The sequence below is a fragment of the Mangrovimonas sp. CR14 genome (assembly GCF_011764015.1).
In the GTDB taxonomy this organism is placed as follows: domain Bacteria; phylum Bacteroidota; class Bacteroidia; order Flavobacteriales; family Flavobacteriaceae; genus Mangrovimonas; species Mangrovimonas futianensis.
The window spans coordinates 570778-587227 of record NZ_JAAFZY010000001.1; the positions used below are offsets into that span (position 1 = coordinate 570778).

General features: G+C 36.3%; 14 protein-coding genes. 12 read left to right on the forward strand and 2 right to left on the reverse strand.

All coding sequences use genetic code 11. From position 1 onward, the window contains the following. The 10 genes from GZ212_RS02515 to GZ212_RS02560 all read left to right on the forward strand — a co-directional run bounded on the left by GZ212_RS02515 (window position 1) and on the right by GZ212_RS02560 (window position 10648). The gene (locus tag GZ212_RS02515; RefSeq protein ID WP_240923720.1) at window positions 1-1686 is read left to right on the forward strand and encodes a BatD family protein; all 1686 of its coding nucleotides are present in this window, start codon (window positions 1-3) and stop codon (window positions 1684-1686) included. Continuing rightward, window positions 1686-2690, forward strand: coding sequence for a VWA domain-containing protein (locus GZ212_RS02520; protein WP_166957273.1), 1005 nt, complete (start codon window positions 1686-1688; stop codon window positions 2688-2690). The genes GZ212_RS02515 and GZ212_RS02520 overlap by 1 nt, the downstream gene beginning before the upstream one ends. Further along, entirely contained in the window at window positions 2691-3728 is a 1038-nt protein-coding gene (locus GZ212_RS02525) for a VWA domain-containing protein (protein WP_166956979.1), read from the forward strand. 89 nt (window positions 3729-3817) lie between these two features. Beyond that, complete coding sequence (locus tag GZ212_RS02530) at window positions 3818-4681, forward strand: tetratricopeptide repeat protein (protein WP_166956981.1); 864 nt, start codon at window positions 3818-3820, stop codon at window positions 4679-4681. A 26-nt stretch (window positions 4682-4707) separates the two neighbouring features. Beyond that, window positions 4708-6486: a BatD family protein gene (locus tag GZ212_RS02535; RefSeq protein ID WP_166956983.1), complete on the forward strand. Its 1779-nt coding sequence runs from the start codon at window positions 4708-4710 to the stop codon at window positions 6484-6486. 14 nt (window positions 6487-6500) lie between these two features. Next, window positions 6501-7253 carry a tetratricopeptide repeat protein gene (locus GZ212_RS02540; RefSeq protein ID WP_166957275.1) on the forward strand — a complete coding sequence of 251 codons (753 nt, stop codon included), beginning with the start codon at window positions 6501-6503 and terminating at the stop codon, window positions 7251-7253. A 66-nt stretch (window positions 7254-7319) separates the two neighbouring features. Further along, the gene (locus GZ212_RS02545) at window positions 7320-7622 is read left to right on the forward strand and encodes a hypothetical protein (RefSeq protein WP_166956985.1); all 303 of its coding nucleotides are present in this window, start codon (window positions 7320-7322) and stop codon (window positions 7620-7622) included. 70 nt (window positions 7623-7692) lie between these two features. Continuing rightward, complete coding sequence (locus tag GZ212_RS02550) at window positions 7693-9285, forward strand: SulP family inorganic anion transporter (RefSeq protein ID WP_166956987.1); 1593 nt, start codon at window positions 7693-7695, stop codon at window positions 9283-9285. 51 nt (window positions 9286-9336) lie between these two features. Further along, window positions 9337-9966 (forward strand): carbonic anhydrase family protein, encoded by a 630-nt coding sequence (locus GZ212_RS02555; RefSeq protein WP_166956989.1) that lies wholly within the window; start codon window positions 9337-9339, stop codon window positions 9964-9966. Between the two features lie 55 nt (window positions 9967-10021). Further along, window positions 10022-10648, forward strand: a complete 627-nt coding sequence (locus GZ212_RS02560; protein ID WP_166956991.1) for a carbonic anhydrase — start codon at window positions 10022-10024, stop codon at window positions 10646-10648. 90 nt (window positions 10649-10738) lie between these two features. On the opposite strand, the gene GZ212_RS02565 is transcribed toward GZ212_RS02560, so the two are convergent. Continuing rightward, window positions 10739-11830, reverse strand: coding sequence for an HmuY family protein (locus GZ212_RS02565; RefSeq protein WP_166956993.1), 1092 nt, complete (start codon window positions 11828-11830; stop codon window positions 10739-10741). Between the two features lie 13 nt (window positions 11831-11843). Beyond that, window positions 11844-13976 (reverse strand): TonB-dependent siderophore receptor, encoded by a 2133-nt coding sequence (locus GZ212_RS02570; protein ID WP_166956995.1) that lies wholly within the window; start codon window positions 13974-13976, stop codon window positions 11844-11846. Between the two features lie 79 nt (window positions 13977-14055). On the opposite strand from GZ212_RS02570, the gene GZ212_RS02575 reads away from it, so the two are divergent. Then, window positions 14056-14961, forward strand: coding sequence for a DUF6607 family protein (locus tag GZ212_RS02575; protein ID WP_166956997.1), 906 nt, complete (start codon window positions 14056-14058; stop codon window positions 14959-14961). Window positions 14962-14966: 5 nt separating this feature from the next. Then, window positions 14967-16439 carry an ankyrin repeat domain-containing protein gene (locus GZ212_RS02580; RefSeq protein WP_166956999.1) on the forward strand — a complete coding sequence of 491 codons (1473 nt, stop codon included), beginning with the start codon at window positions 14967-14969 and terminating at the stop codon, window positions 16437-16439. The last annotated feature ends 11 nt before the right edge of the window (window positions 16440-16450 follow it).

The window sequence follows — 16450 nt, forward strand, 5'->3', positions numbered from 1 at the left end:
ATGTGTAAAGATTGGTTGGATAAAAAGTATCTTAAAAATAGGCGAGCTCGAGTTTTAAAGCCTGTTTTTTCTTTTTTATTGGTACTTACTTCATGGTTTACCATGGGACAAGTTACCTCCTCCATAGATTCCACCTCCATTAAAATTGGGGAACAAATCACCTATCAAATCAAGGTTGAAAGTGGTCCTGAAGATTTGGTTCTTTTCCCAGAAGGGCAATCCTTCAAGCCTCTTGAGATGATTGAGTCTTATGCGGTGGACACCATAAAAAAGGACGCCAATTTTGAATTAATTAAAAAATATGGGTTGACCCAATTTGACTCGGGAACCTATTTCATTCCGAAGCAAAAAATAGTTGTGGGTAGTAAATCCTATTTTACAGATTCCCTAAAAGTTGAGGTCAACAACATTCAAATAGATACAACAAAGCAAGGACTTTATGATATCAAGCCGCTAATTGAGGTTAAAAAGTCTAGTAGCAATTGGTTGCAAACCCTTTTGATCATACTAGCTGTTATTGTGGTCCTTGGTGCTTTGGCTTATTGGTTTTTCTTCAGGAAAAAACCATTGACCGAAGAAGAGAAAATTGCTCTACTTCCACCTTATGATCGTGCCAAGTTGGCTTTAAAGAAACTGGAAGAAAGTCCGTATTTGGAAAATTCGGAATACAAGCAATATTATTCTGAATTGACTTTGGCCATCAGGAATTATTTGGATGAAAAAGTATATGACCACGCCTTGGAAAGTACTACTGATGAGTTGATCAACAGATTAAGACTTTTAAAGGATGGGAATCAAATTGATTTAAGTGCTGAAACCATAAAAAACTTGGAGTCCATTTTAAAAAGGGCCGATTTGGTGAAATTTGCCAAGTCTGAGCCAGATAAGGAATTGGCCAAGTTGGATAGGCAAACTGTTGATTTGGAGATTGATCATGTTAAAGAAGCCCTTCCAGAGCCTTCTGAAGAAGAAAAGCTCATGGATGAACAATATAAACTGGAGCAAGAGCGCAAATTAAAGCGTAAAAAACAATGGACTTTGGCCGGAGCGATAGGAGCCTTTATTGTTTTGATATTTGTTGGTTTCGGTTTGAAGTATGGCTTCAGTTACGTGAAAGATAAGTTGTTTCAAAATAGCTATTTGGAGCTTATGGAAGGTGAATGGGTTGATAGTGCTTATGGGGTTCCACCTGTTTATATGTCGACACCAGAAGTTTTAAAAAGGATAGATAAAGATACAGATGACAGCATCATGACCAAAACCACAACCTTTACTTATGGTTCGGTTGAAGATTTGGGAGTGTCTGTTAGTACGACCGTTAATCAGAATCAAGGACAGCAGCCACAGGGGGTGCAACCACAACAAGGACAGCAGGCTCCTAGTAATCCAGAAATTGACTTGAATGCTGCAGGCGAAAAGATAATGAAGGGATTCGAAGATAAAGGAGCTACTAATATCCTTACGAAGCAAGATAAATATACGACCCCAAATGGAGCCGAAGGATTGAATGTGCATGGGACATTCAACGTATCGGGGAAAGAAATGAATTATTCTTTGTTCTTGTTTGTAGCAGAGAATAATGCGGTATTACAGCAAATATTGATTACTTGGCCACAAAACCAAGAATATGCCGAGAAGATTGCCAATAGGGTTATTGGTTCCATTGAATTAAAAAAGCCTGAATGATGTTTGAGGGATTTGAGTTTCAAAATAAAGAGTTTTTTTGGTTGCTATTACTACTGCCAATAGCATTGGCGTGGTATATATTTACCTATAAAAGGCAAACAGCCGAGTTAAAGATTTCAAGTTTGAAAGGTTTTAAAGTGGCTAATTCCTGGTTGCCAAAAACCAAACACATTCTTATTCTTTTAAGGTTGGCTGCCTTGGCACTGGTTATTACCGCTATGGCTAGACCAAGAACTGTAGATGTTTCAACCAAAACCAAAACGACACGAGGAATCGATATTGTTATGGCGATAGACGTTTCTGCAAGTATGTTGGCTAAGGATTTGAGACCAAACAGATTGGAAGCATTAAAAAGTGTAGCAGCTCAATTTATAAAGGAGCGACCGAATGACCGAATTGGCTTGGTGGAATATGCAGGTGAGAGTTATACAAAAACGCCAATTACAAGTGATAAAGCAATTGTTTTACGCTCCTTGGAAGACATCAAATACAACAAGGTGATCGAATCGGGGACAGCTATAGGAATGGGATTGGCCACTTCAGTAAACCGATTAAAGGATAGTAAGGCTCAAAGTAAGGTTATTATTCTTTTAACCGATGGTGTGAACAATACCGGTTTTATTGATCCAAAAATTGCAAGTGAATTGGCGGTAGAATATGGTATAAAGGTATATACCATAGGATTGGGAAGCAATGGAATGGCGCTTTCACCTGTGCAAATCTTACCTAATGGTAATTTTCAATATGGTAGAGTACAGGTAGAAATAGATGAAGAACTTTTAAAAGATATAGCCAAAGTAACCGGCGGAAGGTACTTTAGAGCAACCAATAATGAAAAGCTAACAGAGATCTATGAAGAGATCAATAAATTGGAAAAAACAGAGATAGAAGAGTTTAAATTCTATAATTATCAAGAAATGTTTCGTCCATTGGTATTGTTGGCTGCGATGTTGTTGATGGTTGAATGGTTATTAAGAATAACAGTTTATAAAAGTTTTGTGTAAATGTTTCAATTAGAAGAAAAAATATGGTTTTGGGGCTTACTGGTAATACCAGTATTGGTGTTGTTTTTCTTGTTGTTGCAACTTTGGAAAAAAAGAGCAGGTAATAAGTTTGCAGATAAGGCATTACTTAAGAGACTAAGTCCCAATCAGTCTTTATTTAAATCAGCCTTAAAGCTGTTTTTGCTTTGTTTGGCTTTTGCCTTTTTGGTGATTGCTTTGGTCAATCCTAAAATTGGCACCAAATTGGAAACCGTAAAACGTGAAGGGGTAGATGTGGTCTTTGCCATAGATGTTTCAAAAAGTATGTTGGCAGAGGACATTGCTCCAAACAGGTTGTTGAAAACCAAGCAGCTGGTTACTCAAATTATCAATAATTTGGCGAGTGACCGTATCGGAATTATAGCCTATGCGGGAAATGCTTATCCGCAACTCCCCATAACGACTGATTATGCCTCTGCAAAAATGTTTCTTCAAAACATGAACACTAATATGATGTCGTCACAGGGAACAGCCATCAATGAAGCTATTGAGCTGGCGAAAACCTATTACGATGACGAAGACCAAACCAACAGGGTTTTAATCATCATTTCTGATGGGGAAGATCATGGCGAAGGTGCGGAACGTGCCGCAGAAGAAGCTTCAGAACAAGGAATACGCATATTTACCATAGGTGTTGGTGACGTTAAGGGAGGTCCAATTCCTATTAAAAGAAATGGTATCGTTCAAGAGTATAAAAAAGATAGTAATGGGGAAACTGTTATTACCCGTTTAAATGAAGAAACCCTAAAGAATATTGCATCTGAAGGAAATGGAGAATATATTCACGGGGAAAATACAACTGAGGTCGTAGAAAAGATTTCTGACGAATTGAATAAAATGGATAAAAAGGAATTTGAGTCTAAACAATTTGCCGATTTCAAAGACCAATTTCAATGGTTTTTGGCAGCAGCCATTTTATTGCTTTTTATTGATATTTTCCTTTTGGAACGTAAGACAGAATGGCTAAAACGATTAAATCTCTTTAATGAAAACCTTTAACTTTTATAAATTTTTTAACTGTCATCAAATCATCTGTTTGCTATATTCGTCTGTTATTTAAAGCCTAAATTAAAGAAATGACACGTTAAATGAACCGGATTATTACCTACATATTTTTAGTATTTACCACCGTTGGGCTGGCTCAAAATAAAGAGCAGGAGAAAAAGGAAGCTTTAGATTTAGAGCAGTCTAATGATATGGTTTATAACGGTAATGAATATTTAGGAAGTGATGATTATACCGCTGCAGAAATGGAGTATAGAAAGGCTATTTCCAAAAAATCCAGCAATGTTGCCGCATCCTATAACCTGGGGACCTCTTACTATCAAAACGGCAACATGGATGAGGCTCTTTTCAGATTGCAGGAAGCTGTAAAAAAGGCGACTTCAAAGGAGGAAAAGCACAGAGCATTTCATAATATCGGTAATATTTTGATTAAGAATGAAAAGTGTAAGGAAGCCGTAGAAGCCTTTAAAAGTGCCTTAAGAAATGATCCTAAGGATGATGAAACCAGATATAACCTCGCGTTAGCTAAAGAATGTGCTAAACAACAGCAGGATCAAAATCAAGATCAAGACGATAATAAGGACCAAAATCAAGATCAGAATCAAGATCAAAATCAGGATCAACAAAATCAGGATCAACAAGATCAAGAGAATAAAGACCAAGAAGGTGATCAAGATCAAGATCAAAAAGATGAGGGTGACCAAGAAAAGAAAGATGGAGACGATCAGAAGGATGATGAAGGCCAGCCTAAGGATGATAAACAAGATGAAGGCAAAGGAGATGATCAAAAGGATCAAAAACCGCCTCAACCACAACCAGGACAGTTATCTCCTCAGCAAATTAAAAACCTGCTAGAGGCTATGAATAATCAAGAACAAAAGGTTCAGGAAAAAATGAATGCTGAAAAGCAGAAGGGCGTAAAAGTCCCAACAGATAAAGATTGGTAATGAAGATGATTAATGAAGCAAAATCCATGAAAACATTAAAGTACATATCAGTTCTACTTTTTCTACTTTCTACTGGCTTTGCTACAGCTCAAGTAACATTTGAGGCCAAGGTAAGTAAAACCACCTTAGGGGTCAATGAACGTCTTAGGGTGGACTTTGAGATGAACAAGGATGGTGATAATTTCAATCCTCCAAACTTTGACAACTTTATGGTTGTAGGCGGACCTAACCAAGCAGTAAGTCATTCTTGGGTGAACGGAAAGAAATCTTTCAGTAAAACCTATAGTTTTTATTTAGCTCCTAAAGGTTTGGGAACCTTCACAATCAAACAAGCAACTATAGAAATTGATGGTGAAATTTATAAAACAACACCAGTAAAAGTCAAGGTTACCAAGGCTGTTGATAAGCCTAAAGATGGTAATAATGCAGATTATATTGCTTCTGAAAATATTCATTTGGTGGCCGAGGTTTCCAAAACAGACCCTTATTTGAATGAAGGCATTACCGTAGAATATAGGTTGTATGTTTCAGCCAACACAGGGGTTAGTAATTGGCGTGAAATAGAGAGCCCCAAATACAGTGACTTCTGGAGTCAGAACATTGATATTAAGGTGCCAAAAGTTCAAAATGGATCCTATAAAGGAGAACCTTATCGTTATGTCGTTTTAAGAAAAACTGTTTTATATCCTCAGAAATCAGGAAAACTGGAAATCGAACCTTTAAGCTTGGATATCACCATTGAGGTACCAACTAATAGAAGGGATATTTTTGGGAGTCGTTTAATGACCCAAGTGCATAAAACCATTTCTGCTGGAAGTAAAACTATAAGGGTAAAACCTTTACCTGAAGAAGGGAAACCAGCTAATTTCACCGGAGCTGTTGGAGAGTTCGATTTTGCAGTAGTTACTTCAAAAACAGAGTTGAATGCTTCCGAATCCTTTAGAGCGAAATTAGAGGTAAAAGGAAAAGGAAACCTAAAGTTGTTTGAAATTCCAAAACCTACTTTCCCTAGTTCTTTGGAGGTGTATGAACCAGAACATGATGAAAATGTTAGGACAGATGAAAAATTAGGAATGAACGGAAGCATTTCAGATACCTATACCATCGTGCCTCAGTACAAAGGAAAGTATCCTATTCCAAGTATTTCCTTTTCATATTTTGACTTAAAAACAAAATCATATAAGGAAGTGTCTTCTGGTGAAATATTGATTAGTGTGATTGATGGACCAACTAATAATTCTTCTTCTGATAATGCGATTACATCTGTTAATGCCAACAAACAGGAAGTAAAAACAAAAGGAAATCACTTAGCTTTTATAAAGACAGATACAAGTTTAAGCCCAATTGAAGGAGATGATTTTTTTGGTTCAAATGGTTTTTGGGCATTATTGTTAGCGCCTTTATTGGCCATTCCATTGGCTATAGTGTTTAGACGGAAAGCCGATGAGCGTCGTGCCGATGTGGTAGGAAATCGCTTGAGACAAGCAGATAAATTGGCCAAACGGTATTTGGGAGAAGCCAAAAAATCACTTGGTAACAAAGAAGCATTTTACATTGCCCTGGAAAAAGCTTTGCATAATTACCTAAAAGCGAAATTGAGTATTGAAACGAGCGATATGAGTAAAGAAAAAATTCAAGCTCTGTTGCAAGAAAAAGGAGTAGAGGAGCCAACTGTTTTAAGCTTTATGCAGATTTTACATAACTGTGAATTGGCAAGATATACACCCATAACACAGGTTGAAATGCAACAGGATTATCAAAAGGCAGCTGAGACTATTAATTTGGTTGATAAACAAATGCGATAAGGATGAAAGGATTGATGAAGACATATTTGTTTTTAAGTTTATTTTTTGTTGCTGGAGTCTTAGGGTATTCGCAAAACGATTCTCTTTTTAAGCAAGGAAATAAACTTTACAATGATGGGGAGTACCAAGCAGCTATAACTAAATATCAGAAGATATTAGAAAATGGGAAGCATTCGGCAGAAGTCTATTTCAATTTAGCCAATGCCCATTACAAATTAAATCATATAGCACCCAGTATTTATTACTACGAAAAGGCATTACAATTAAAACCCAATGATAAAGACATTAATAACAATGTCGGGTTTGCAAGGAATATGACCATTGATGCCATAGAAAAGGTACCAGAAGTAGGTTTTTCAAGATTTATGAAATCCATTGTTAATACCTTTTCATATAATACTTGGGGTATGATATCAATAGGATTCATGATTCTTTTTGTTCTATTCTTTTTAACTTATTATTTTACCTATTCTACGGGAAAAAAAAGAATTTCCTTTGTATTGAGTTTATGTTCCTTTGGAGTCAGTCTTACTATGCTGTTTTTTGCTTTTAGTAAATCGGGACTGGACGCCAAGGACCAACCTGCCATTGTTTTTGCACAAGAAACCCAGGTGAAAAGCGAGCCCAATTTAAGAAGTAATGAGGTGTTCTTGTTACATGAAGGTACCAAGGTTCAAATCTTGGATACCGTTAATAATTGGAAGCGAATCAAATTAGCCGATGGAAAAACGGGTTGGATCATTACAGGAGATTTGAAAGCCCTTTAGTTTTGTTTTAAATTATCATTTTTTTAATTGGCAAACCTTATATTTGTATAAGAATAATTTATACAAATGTTTAATCGTCTGGTTTCTACTTGTTTGTTTCTGCTTTTTGTTGCAATATCAACAGGGCCAACCATTCTTTCTATTTTGGATGAGGGTCTAGATGTCTCAATATTTTATAATTTGAATGAAGAAGAGAACATCCAGAAGGAAATTGCGAAACATTTAGAAGTTGAATTTTTAGAGAGTAATTACAGCCACTTAAACTCAGTATTTCAAGAGGATTCAGACCTTATAGTGTTTTACCAAAAGGCGTATACACCTCTAAGTCAAGAAAATATTTACCCCCCTCCCGAGAAGCACTTGCATTAGTTTTATTTTTCGTTAACTTTTCTAAAAAGTTAAATACATAGTTATTATTTAACATCTAAAATAGCATAGTATGTTTAAAACAATTAAAAGTGACTTGCCGGCAAGTATTGTAGTATTTTTTGTAGCCTTACCCTTGTGTTTAGGTATAGCTTTGGCTAGTGGGGCTCCTCTTTTTTCTGGATTAATTGCAGGAATTGTAGGCGGTATAGTTGTAGGGGCTTTAAGTGGGTCTAATATTGGTGTTAGTGGTCCAGCAGCAGGTTTAGCTGCTATTGTACTAACAGCTATTGGGTCATTAGGGGGCTACCAAAATTTTTTAGTAGCCGTTGTTTTGGCTGGAATTATTCAAATTATTTTAGGATTCCTTAAAGCAGGAATTATAGGGTATTATTTCCCTTCCTCTGTTATTAAGGGGATGCTCACGGGAATAGGAATTATCATAATATTAAAACAAATCCCTCATTTTTTTGGATATGATGCTGAACCTGAAGGAGCTGATAGTTTTATAGAAGCCAGTGGAGAAAATACGTTTTCAGCCATCTTTCATGTAGCCGATAATATTTCTCTCGGTGCAACTTTAATAGGAATTTTGGGGTTATTAGTCATTTTGTTCTGGGATAACATCTTGGCTAAAAAGGGTAAATTTTTTAAGATTTTACAAGGCCCCTTGGTAGCCGTAGTATTAGGAATAGTATATTTTATTTTAACTCAATCCCATGAGTCTCTGTCCATAGATTCATCACATCTCGTTTCGGTGCCTATTCCAGATGATTTGAATTCATTTTTAGGTCAGTTTAGTTTCCCTAATTTTTCAGCGATAACTAACTCAGAAGTTTGGTTGGTTGGTTTTACCATGGCTTTGGTAGCCAGTTTGGAAACTTTGTTGTGTGTGGAAGCTACTGATAAATTGGATCCAGACAAAAACGTAACACCAACCAATCGCGAATTACTCGCACAAGGTACCGGAAATATCATCTCAGGTTTAATAGGTGGTTTGCCTATAACACAGGTTATCGTGAGAAGTTCTGCAAATATACAATCTGGTGGAAAGTCGAAATTATCAGCCATTATACATGGCTTCCTTTTATTAATTTCAGTGATTCTTATCCCAAGGTTATTAAACAAAATACCTTTATCAGTTTTAGCTGCCATCTTATTGGTAGTAGGCTATAAATTGGCTAAACCAAGTTTGTTTAAGAAAATGGTTAAGATGGGGTGGAAACAATATGTGCCCTTTTTTGTGACGGTATTGGGAATCGTATTTACTGATCTCCTTGTTGGAATTAGTTTGGGCTTAGGTGTTGGAATTATTATCATTTTGATCAAAAGTTATCAGAACTCTCATTTCTTACATATTGAAGATAGAAGTAATGATCGTCACAAAATTAAAATGACTCTTGCGGAGGAGGTTACCTTTTTTAATAAAGGGGCTATTCTAAAAGAATTGGAAAACCTTCCAAAAGATACGTATCTCGAGTTAGATTTAATAAATACGAGATACCTTGATCAGGACATCATTGAGATTTTAGAAGATTTCCTATACAAGGCAAAAGAAAGAAGAATAGATATCAAATTAGTTTCAAAAAGAGGAGTGGTTGAAAATCCAGAAAGTTTTGTGGAGTTTTTCAAGACACGGCCCAAATCAAGTAAAAGTTTAAGTTAATGGTTTCGCAAATTTTATCGAGAAGGAAACCAACGATCCAAATAGAAAATTATGAAAGCACATACTAAGGAAACACAAGCTACGATGACTCCAGAAAAGTCATTGCAATTCTTAAAAGAAGGAAATTTAAGATTCCAAAATAACTTAAAAGCCAATAGAAATTTATTGGAGCAAGTTAACGATACCAGTGAAGGACAATTCCCATTTGCAACCATTTTGAGTTGTATTGATTCTAGGGTTTCTGCAGAATTGGTTTTTGACCAAGGATTGGGAGATATTTTTAGTGTACGAATTGCAGGTAATTTTGTAAATGAAGATATCCTAGGAAGTATGGAGTTCGCATGTAAATTGGCAGGAACCAAACTTATTGTGGTTTTGGGTCATACCAGCTGCGGTGCTGTAAAAGGAGCCTGTGACCATGCTGAAATGGGAAATTTAACGAAACTGATTGAAAAAATCACTCCGGCTGTGAAGGCAGTGAAAGAACCTTCTGAAGAAAGTATGAGAACCTCTAAAAATCTGGAGTTTGTGGATTCAGTTTCAGAGAAAAATGTTCATTTAACCATTGAAAGAATACATGCTGAAAGTCCTATTTTGGACGAAATGGAAAAAAATGGAGAAATTAAGATTATTGGAGCCATGTATGATATTAATACGGGAGCTGTTACATTTTTTGAATAGAAATAGAACATAGCGATTTTAAAAAATTAATGATTTAGTACTTTTAATGTAGCACATGGACTTAAATAGAGTATTTGAAAATAACGAAATATGGATCCGAGAGAAATTGTCTAAGGACAAGGATTATTTTAATAAATTGGGCGCAGGTCAAAGTCCGCAATTTCTTTATATAGGTTGCTCAGACAGTCGGGTAGATGTCGAAGGACTTATGGGTTTGGAGCCTGGAGAAGCTTTTGTCCATCGTAATATAGCCAACATGGTTATTGCAACCGATTTAAATGCCATGTCTGTGATAGAGTATGCTGTTAATCATCTCAAGGTGGCAGATGTGGTCGTTTGTGGGCATTATGCCTGTGGAGGTGTTAAAGCAGCCATGTTATCGGAAGATTTGGGATTATTAAACCCATGGTTGCGAAGTATACGGGATGTTTATAGATTACATTCAGAAGAACTAAATGCTATTTTGAATGAAGATGAAAGATATGATAGATTGGTAGAGTTGAATGTTCAAGAACAATGCGTCAACTTAATTAAAACGGCGGCTATACAAAAGGCTGTTAGAGAGCGAGGATTAAAGGTTCATGGTTGGGTTTTTGATGTTCATTCGGGTAAGCTCATTGATCTAAAAATTGATTTTGAATCTATTCTGGAAACAATTAGGCAAATTTATCATTTAGATTAAATATACCTTTAATAGTAAATCTAAAAAGCCATGGCATATGCCATGGCTTTTTGACTTAAAAACTAACTTTACCTTCAAATATAAAGGGTTTTATTGCAATAAACTGTAAACAAATTCTGGATAGCCACGTTCTCCTGATTCGTTAGACATAGCTAAAAATTTAAGCTTGTAAAGGTTACCATCGGTATCTTTGACAATATAAAAAACATGATCCTTTAGTGAAGGTTGAGTTCCTGGACCGCCACCATTTCTCCAGCTACTTCCTATTGCTCTTTGGTCGTTGTAAGTGAAATTATTTTCCACCACATGAGATAAAGCAAACGTGTTGTAAGACATGTCAGTTTCTTCTTCGGTATCAATCATATATACACCAACATTAGTTTTTGAATTATTCACCACAAAATCAGAGTATCCATAGGCTCCGTAATTTTCAATTAAATTGGTAAATACAGTAAAGTTTAGATCCCAGTTTGTTGAGGTTGGTTCGATGTTAACTTCATTGTTTGTGTCGAAACTAAAGAAAGTGAAGTTATAATCAGTATTTTTTGAAATAGTTACTTCTTGATGAGTAGTGGCATCCAATGGAGCATATTGCAAAATAAAATTGTTTCCATCTTTTAACACACGGATTTTCATCCATCCCCGGCTTTCTCCCGTCACAGAAATGCTTCCAGTTTCAGGTGTGTCGGTTCCAACTTCATATCCTAAATTCAACAGGTATACTTTGTTTTCAGAATCATTTTCAGAAATCTCTGCTATTGCAGTCCCAGAGATGTCTCCATTTGGAGCATCCACAAAGGCAGCACTTTCGGCTTGAAAGGTTCCAACCGCAGCAAAAGGTTGCAATTCCTGTACCTCTTGGTCACTTGAGGTAACTAAATCAATATCAGTAGAGGTAAGGGCAGCAGCAGCCATATAGATAGAACCATTTATAGCTACTCTAAAGCTATCACCAGAGTAAAATCCCAAATCCCAAGAATCACGTTGGATGCTTGTAGTTGTATTAGTACTTAAATCTACATATACTTGATTTTGTTGATTCGGGCCGCCTATTTCTGGAGTGACATTGGCACCCTCAATAATAATATTAATGGGGCCAGACGGCGTGTCGTCTTCACTGCTACAACTTGTAAAACCCAAGACGGTAGCTATACATAAAACATAAAAAAATTTGTTGATCATAATGGTTTTGATTTTAAATATTCAGATTGTATAAAAGTTTTAAATAATAGGAGCGTCCATAACCCAATAGCAGGGATTGATTTCCACTAGAATGTGTCCCTCCCGAAGCAGAATTGCTGATGCTTACCGAGGTTACATCCAAAAGATTTCTGGCTCCCAAAGTAAGTGTGAGGGCATCGTTAAAAACCGATTTTTTTAAAGAGGCATCCAACCACCCATAACCATTGGTAGTTTGTTTTACATAGAGGGAATTTCCGTTGTCATCTTCGCCAGAAGCTATGTAGGTTTGTTGTGGTCCTTGGTATTTGAAAAGCATGGTTACAAAAGTATTCCATTCCTTAAGGTGATAGGTGCTGCTAGTATTCACCTGGTAAGCATATAAAAAGTCATCATTGCTATTGACTTCATTATTGTTAATGCGGGAAATACCCTGGAGTGTGGCACCCAGTTTTAAAGTCCATCGCTCTGTATTTATAGCATTGTCCGAGGTGATTCCCCATAGTTTGTAGGCATCAATATTAATGTATTGATATTGAAGAGGCAGAGTGTTTACAACCGCCAAGTCAATTTTATCTTGAACATCTATATAACTTAATTTCAGGGAATTCAACAGAGATATGTCACCTAGATAACTGTTCTTTTTAAAATTGATAAAAGCTGTAATTCCGTTTTCTGGTTTTAGGTTTTCATTGCCCCTTACATCGTGGTTGGAATCGACAAAGTAGTAATAGAGTTCTTCAAAATTTGGGGTTCTGTAAGAAGTGCCCACATTTGCTCGCAATTGAAAGCCATTAGGCAATAAGTATCTGGCACTCAAACTACCGGTCAGTTGCGAGTGGTATTTGCTGTTGTACTCATAGCGTAATCCCGGTCTTAGCGATAGGGATTGTGTTACATTGTATTCCGACGAACCAAATAAGGAATAATTACCTTGAGTATGTGTTTTGTCTTGTTGTGTATAGTCTCCAGAAGCTTGGGTGTCAAATCCTTCAATGTACCTAGTTTCATAACCCAATTGAAAATTGAAAGTCTCGCTTTTTACTAAATTATTGACAGCTCCTTTAGAGAAAAACACCTTGCTCGATTGGTAGGTTTCATTGGTTTCATCCGTTTTTTCTTCGGTAAGGATGTAGTAGTTAAATTCGTTCAGATCTCTTTTTTGTTGTTGAAATGAAAAGGAAGCATCATAGTTGATACCAGATTCCAAGCTTCCATTAATATTGAGGTTGTTAACCCATCTATTGGTACTGAAAATCTTATCGGATGCTGATGGATTACTGGTTTGAGTTTCAACATCAATGTTAGACCTGACGGCTCTGTCATGGTAGTTCAGTGTTTCATTGAAATATTCTAATTTGTAGTTTAGGTTGAATCTTTCTGTTCGGTAATTAATCATGGCATTACCGGTCCATTGGGTTTTTGGTAACCATTCATAACCTCGTAAACTATCGTTGATATAATGTTTCTTTCCTTGGTTATTATTTAAATAACCAGCAAATTGATTGCGGTTGAATCCTAATTTTCCAAACCATTTGTTTGAAAAATTATGAGCTAAGTTTAAGCCTTGAATATGTCTGCCCTTATCAAACCAAGCGTATTCATCGCCTACAGTTTCTTCTTGCAAGAGAGCTTCCAGCTTCCAGTTGCTGTCAATGGATTTTTTAGTGATTATGTTAATTACTCCAGAAACAGCGTTGGCTCCGTATTCCACACCCATAGCACCTTCAACAATTTCAATCCGTTCAATGTCATCCAAATTGATTTGTGTAAGATCTATATTGTTCCCAAGTCCGTTATCACTAACCAAAGGAATATTATCTACCAATATGTTGAAGTATTGGGAATCCAGACCGAAAAAAGAAATAGTTGATTTTCCAGATTGGGAATTGGGAAGAATGGTAAGGTTCAAGTTAAAGTTGAGTAGGTCTGCTAAATTATTGGCTGCTTGATTGTCTATTTGTTCACGTTTGATCAGAATGACGTTATGAACCGATTTTTTTATGGATTGTGGATTGTATTGGCCTGTAACTACCACTTCGGTCAATTGTTCCGTAAGGGTTGAGTCCTGTTTGACCTCTTGGGAGAAGGTAAAGTTGCTTAAAAAAAGAATAAAATAAATGATGTTTTTATTTTTATTTAGACTCATTCTTGATTAGATTTGCTGCAAATATATCATTGTTATTTGAAATTAGTCTAAATAAGTATAAAAAATAAATCCAAAGATCATGAAACATGTTTTTACCTCATTTTGTTTAATCTTTTTATTAAACTTTTATGGGTTTTCTCAGTCTAAAAAACGACAAGATCAAGAAGCTATAAAAGAGATGTGTGGTTGTTATGAAGTAACCTTTAATTTTGCAGAAACTTTTGAATATTCTGGTGATTCTACATATGTGCCTTCCAAAACAAAGCATGATCGCGGCCTGGAATGGGTACAATTGGTTGAGGATGAATCAAACAAGATTTCCATGCAGCATTTATTGATCGTCGGCAAACCTGATAGTCCACATATTGTAAAACATTGGAGACAGGATTGGGTATTTGAAAACACCCAATTTTATATGTACGATCATAATAATAAATGGAAGTTTGTAACCCTTCCCAAAAATGATGTTAAAGGGCAATGGACGCAAAAGGTATTTCAAGTAGATGACAGTCCACGCTATGAAGGTTCAGCCTCTTGGGTTCATATAGATGGCAAAAGCTATTGGGAAAATGAAGCCTCTGCACCACTTCCAAGACGGGAGTATACCACTAGAAGTGATTATAATGTGACTATCAGAAGAAACCGTCATGAAATAACCGAAAAAGGTTGGATTCATGACCAAGATAATGACAAAGTGGTTCGTGAAGCTGGTAAGGATGATGTAATTTTGGCGCAGGAAAAAGGATACAATACCTATGAGAAGGTCGATGATTCCAAATGTCAGGCAGCTCAAGATTATTGGTCCAAAAATCAAGGGAAATGGGCCGTGGTAAGAACAAAATGGAGTCAAGTATTTGCCAGACACCAAGATTTAATTCTTGCTGAAAAAGTAGATAATAAAGGCCTGTTTAAATATTTGTTGGATGACGAAAACTACCAAACAGCTGATCAAATTAACCCAGTAATTGATTCCTTCGTAAAATAAGTTATATGATAAAGAATATTTTATTCGTTTTAGCACTAATTCAAGTAACGGTTGGTGTGTCTCAAGAAAATGTATTTCTAAATAGAGATTTTTGGAAAGCAAAACCTACCGTGGCATTGGTAGATGAAAAGATTAAAGAGGGTAATGACCCAGCCCAAGCCAATGGGAACAATTTTGATGGTGTGGTAATGGCCATTTTAGCCGATGCTCCTTATGAAACTATCACTTACCTCATTTCTCAAAAGGGGAACGATGTTAATAAATTGACCCATGACGGAAGAACTTATGTGTTTTGGGCTGCCTACAACGGAAATTCCGAATTGATGCAGTTTCTTATTGATCGTGGTGCAAGAATGGATATGACAGACGACCATGGTTTAACCCCTTTGAACTTTGCTGCAGGTCGCGGACAAATGAATACTAAGGTATATGATATTTGTTTAGCCAACGGTGCCAATCTTCAAAAGGATTTGAATAACAACGGCGCCAATGCCTTACTTCTTGCCGCTCCAAACGATCAAGATTTTAAATTGATGACTTATTTTAAGTCTAAAGGACTTGATGTGAACAGTGTTGATAGAGAAGGTAACGGGGTGTTTAACTATGTGGCTAGAACTGGTAATCTAGAATTATTGAATCAACTTCTTGAAAAGGGAATCAAAGGAAATGATCAGGCCTTTTTATTTACTGCGGCTGGTGCTAGAGGAAGTGCCAATGGAGTTGAGGTTTATAAATTTTTGGAGGATAAAGGTCTCAATCCAAATGTCACCAATGACGAAGGTCAAACCCCTTTACATATTGTCGCAGCTCGCAGTAAGGATAAGGAAGTTATAAACTATTTGTTGGAAAAAGGACTAAGTGTCAATCAGGAAGATCACAATGGCAATACCCCTTTCATGAATGCGTGTCAAAGAAATGATTTGGAAGTCGTTCAAATATTAGGGGAAGACGTCAAGCAAATCAACCACGCCAATAAAAAAGGTGAAACAGCTTTTTACTTGGCGATTGCAGGGAATAAATCCAATGTAGTTGGTTACTTGATAAATAAAAGAGCTGAAATAGGTGTAACAACGGCGGAAGGGAACAATTTGGTTTTTGCTTTATTAGAATCTTACAATGCTAGGAACAAAGAAGCCTTCGAGAGTAAGTTAAAACTATTAAGTGAAAAAGGTTTAGATCTCGAACAAGAACAAGGTAACGGTGATACATGGTACCACCTAGCGGTTAAAAAGGGAAGCAAGGAGCTTTTAGATATGGCTGCTAAAATGAATTTGGATATCAATGCCAAAAACAAGGAAGGAAGTACGGCCTTACACATAGCTGCTATGAAAGCTAAGGATGATCAAATCATGAAATGGTTGCTTAATCATGGTGCCAATAAAAAAATTACCACCGAATTTGAAGAAACAGTACACGATTTGGCACAAGAGAACGAGTTGTTAAAAAAGAATCAGGTATCAATAGAATTTTTAAAATAAATAAAATGTTT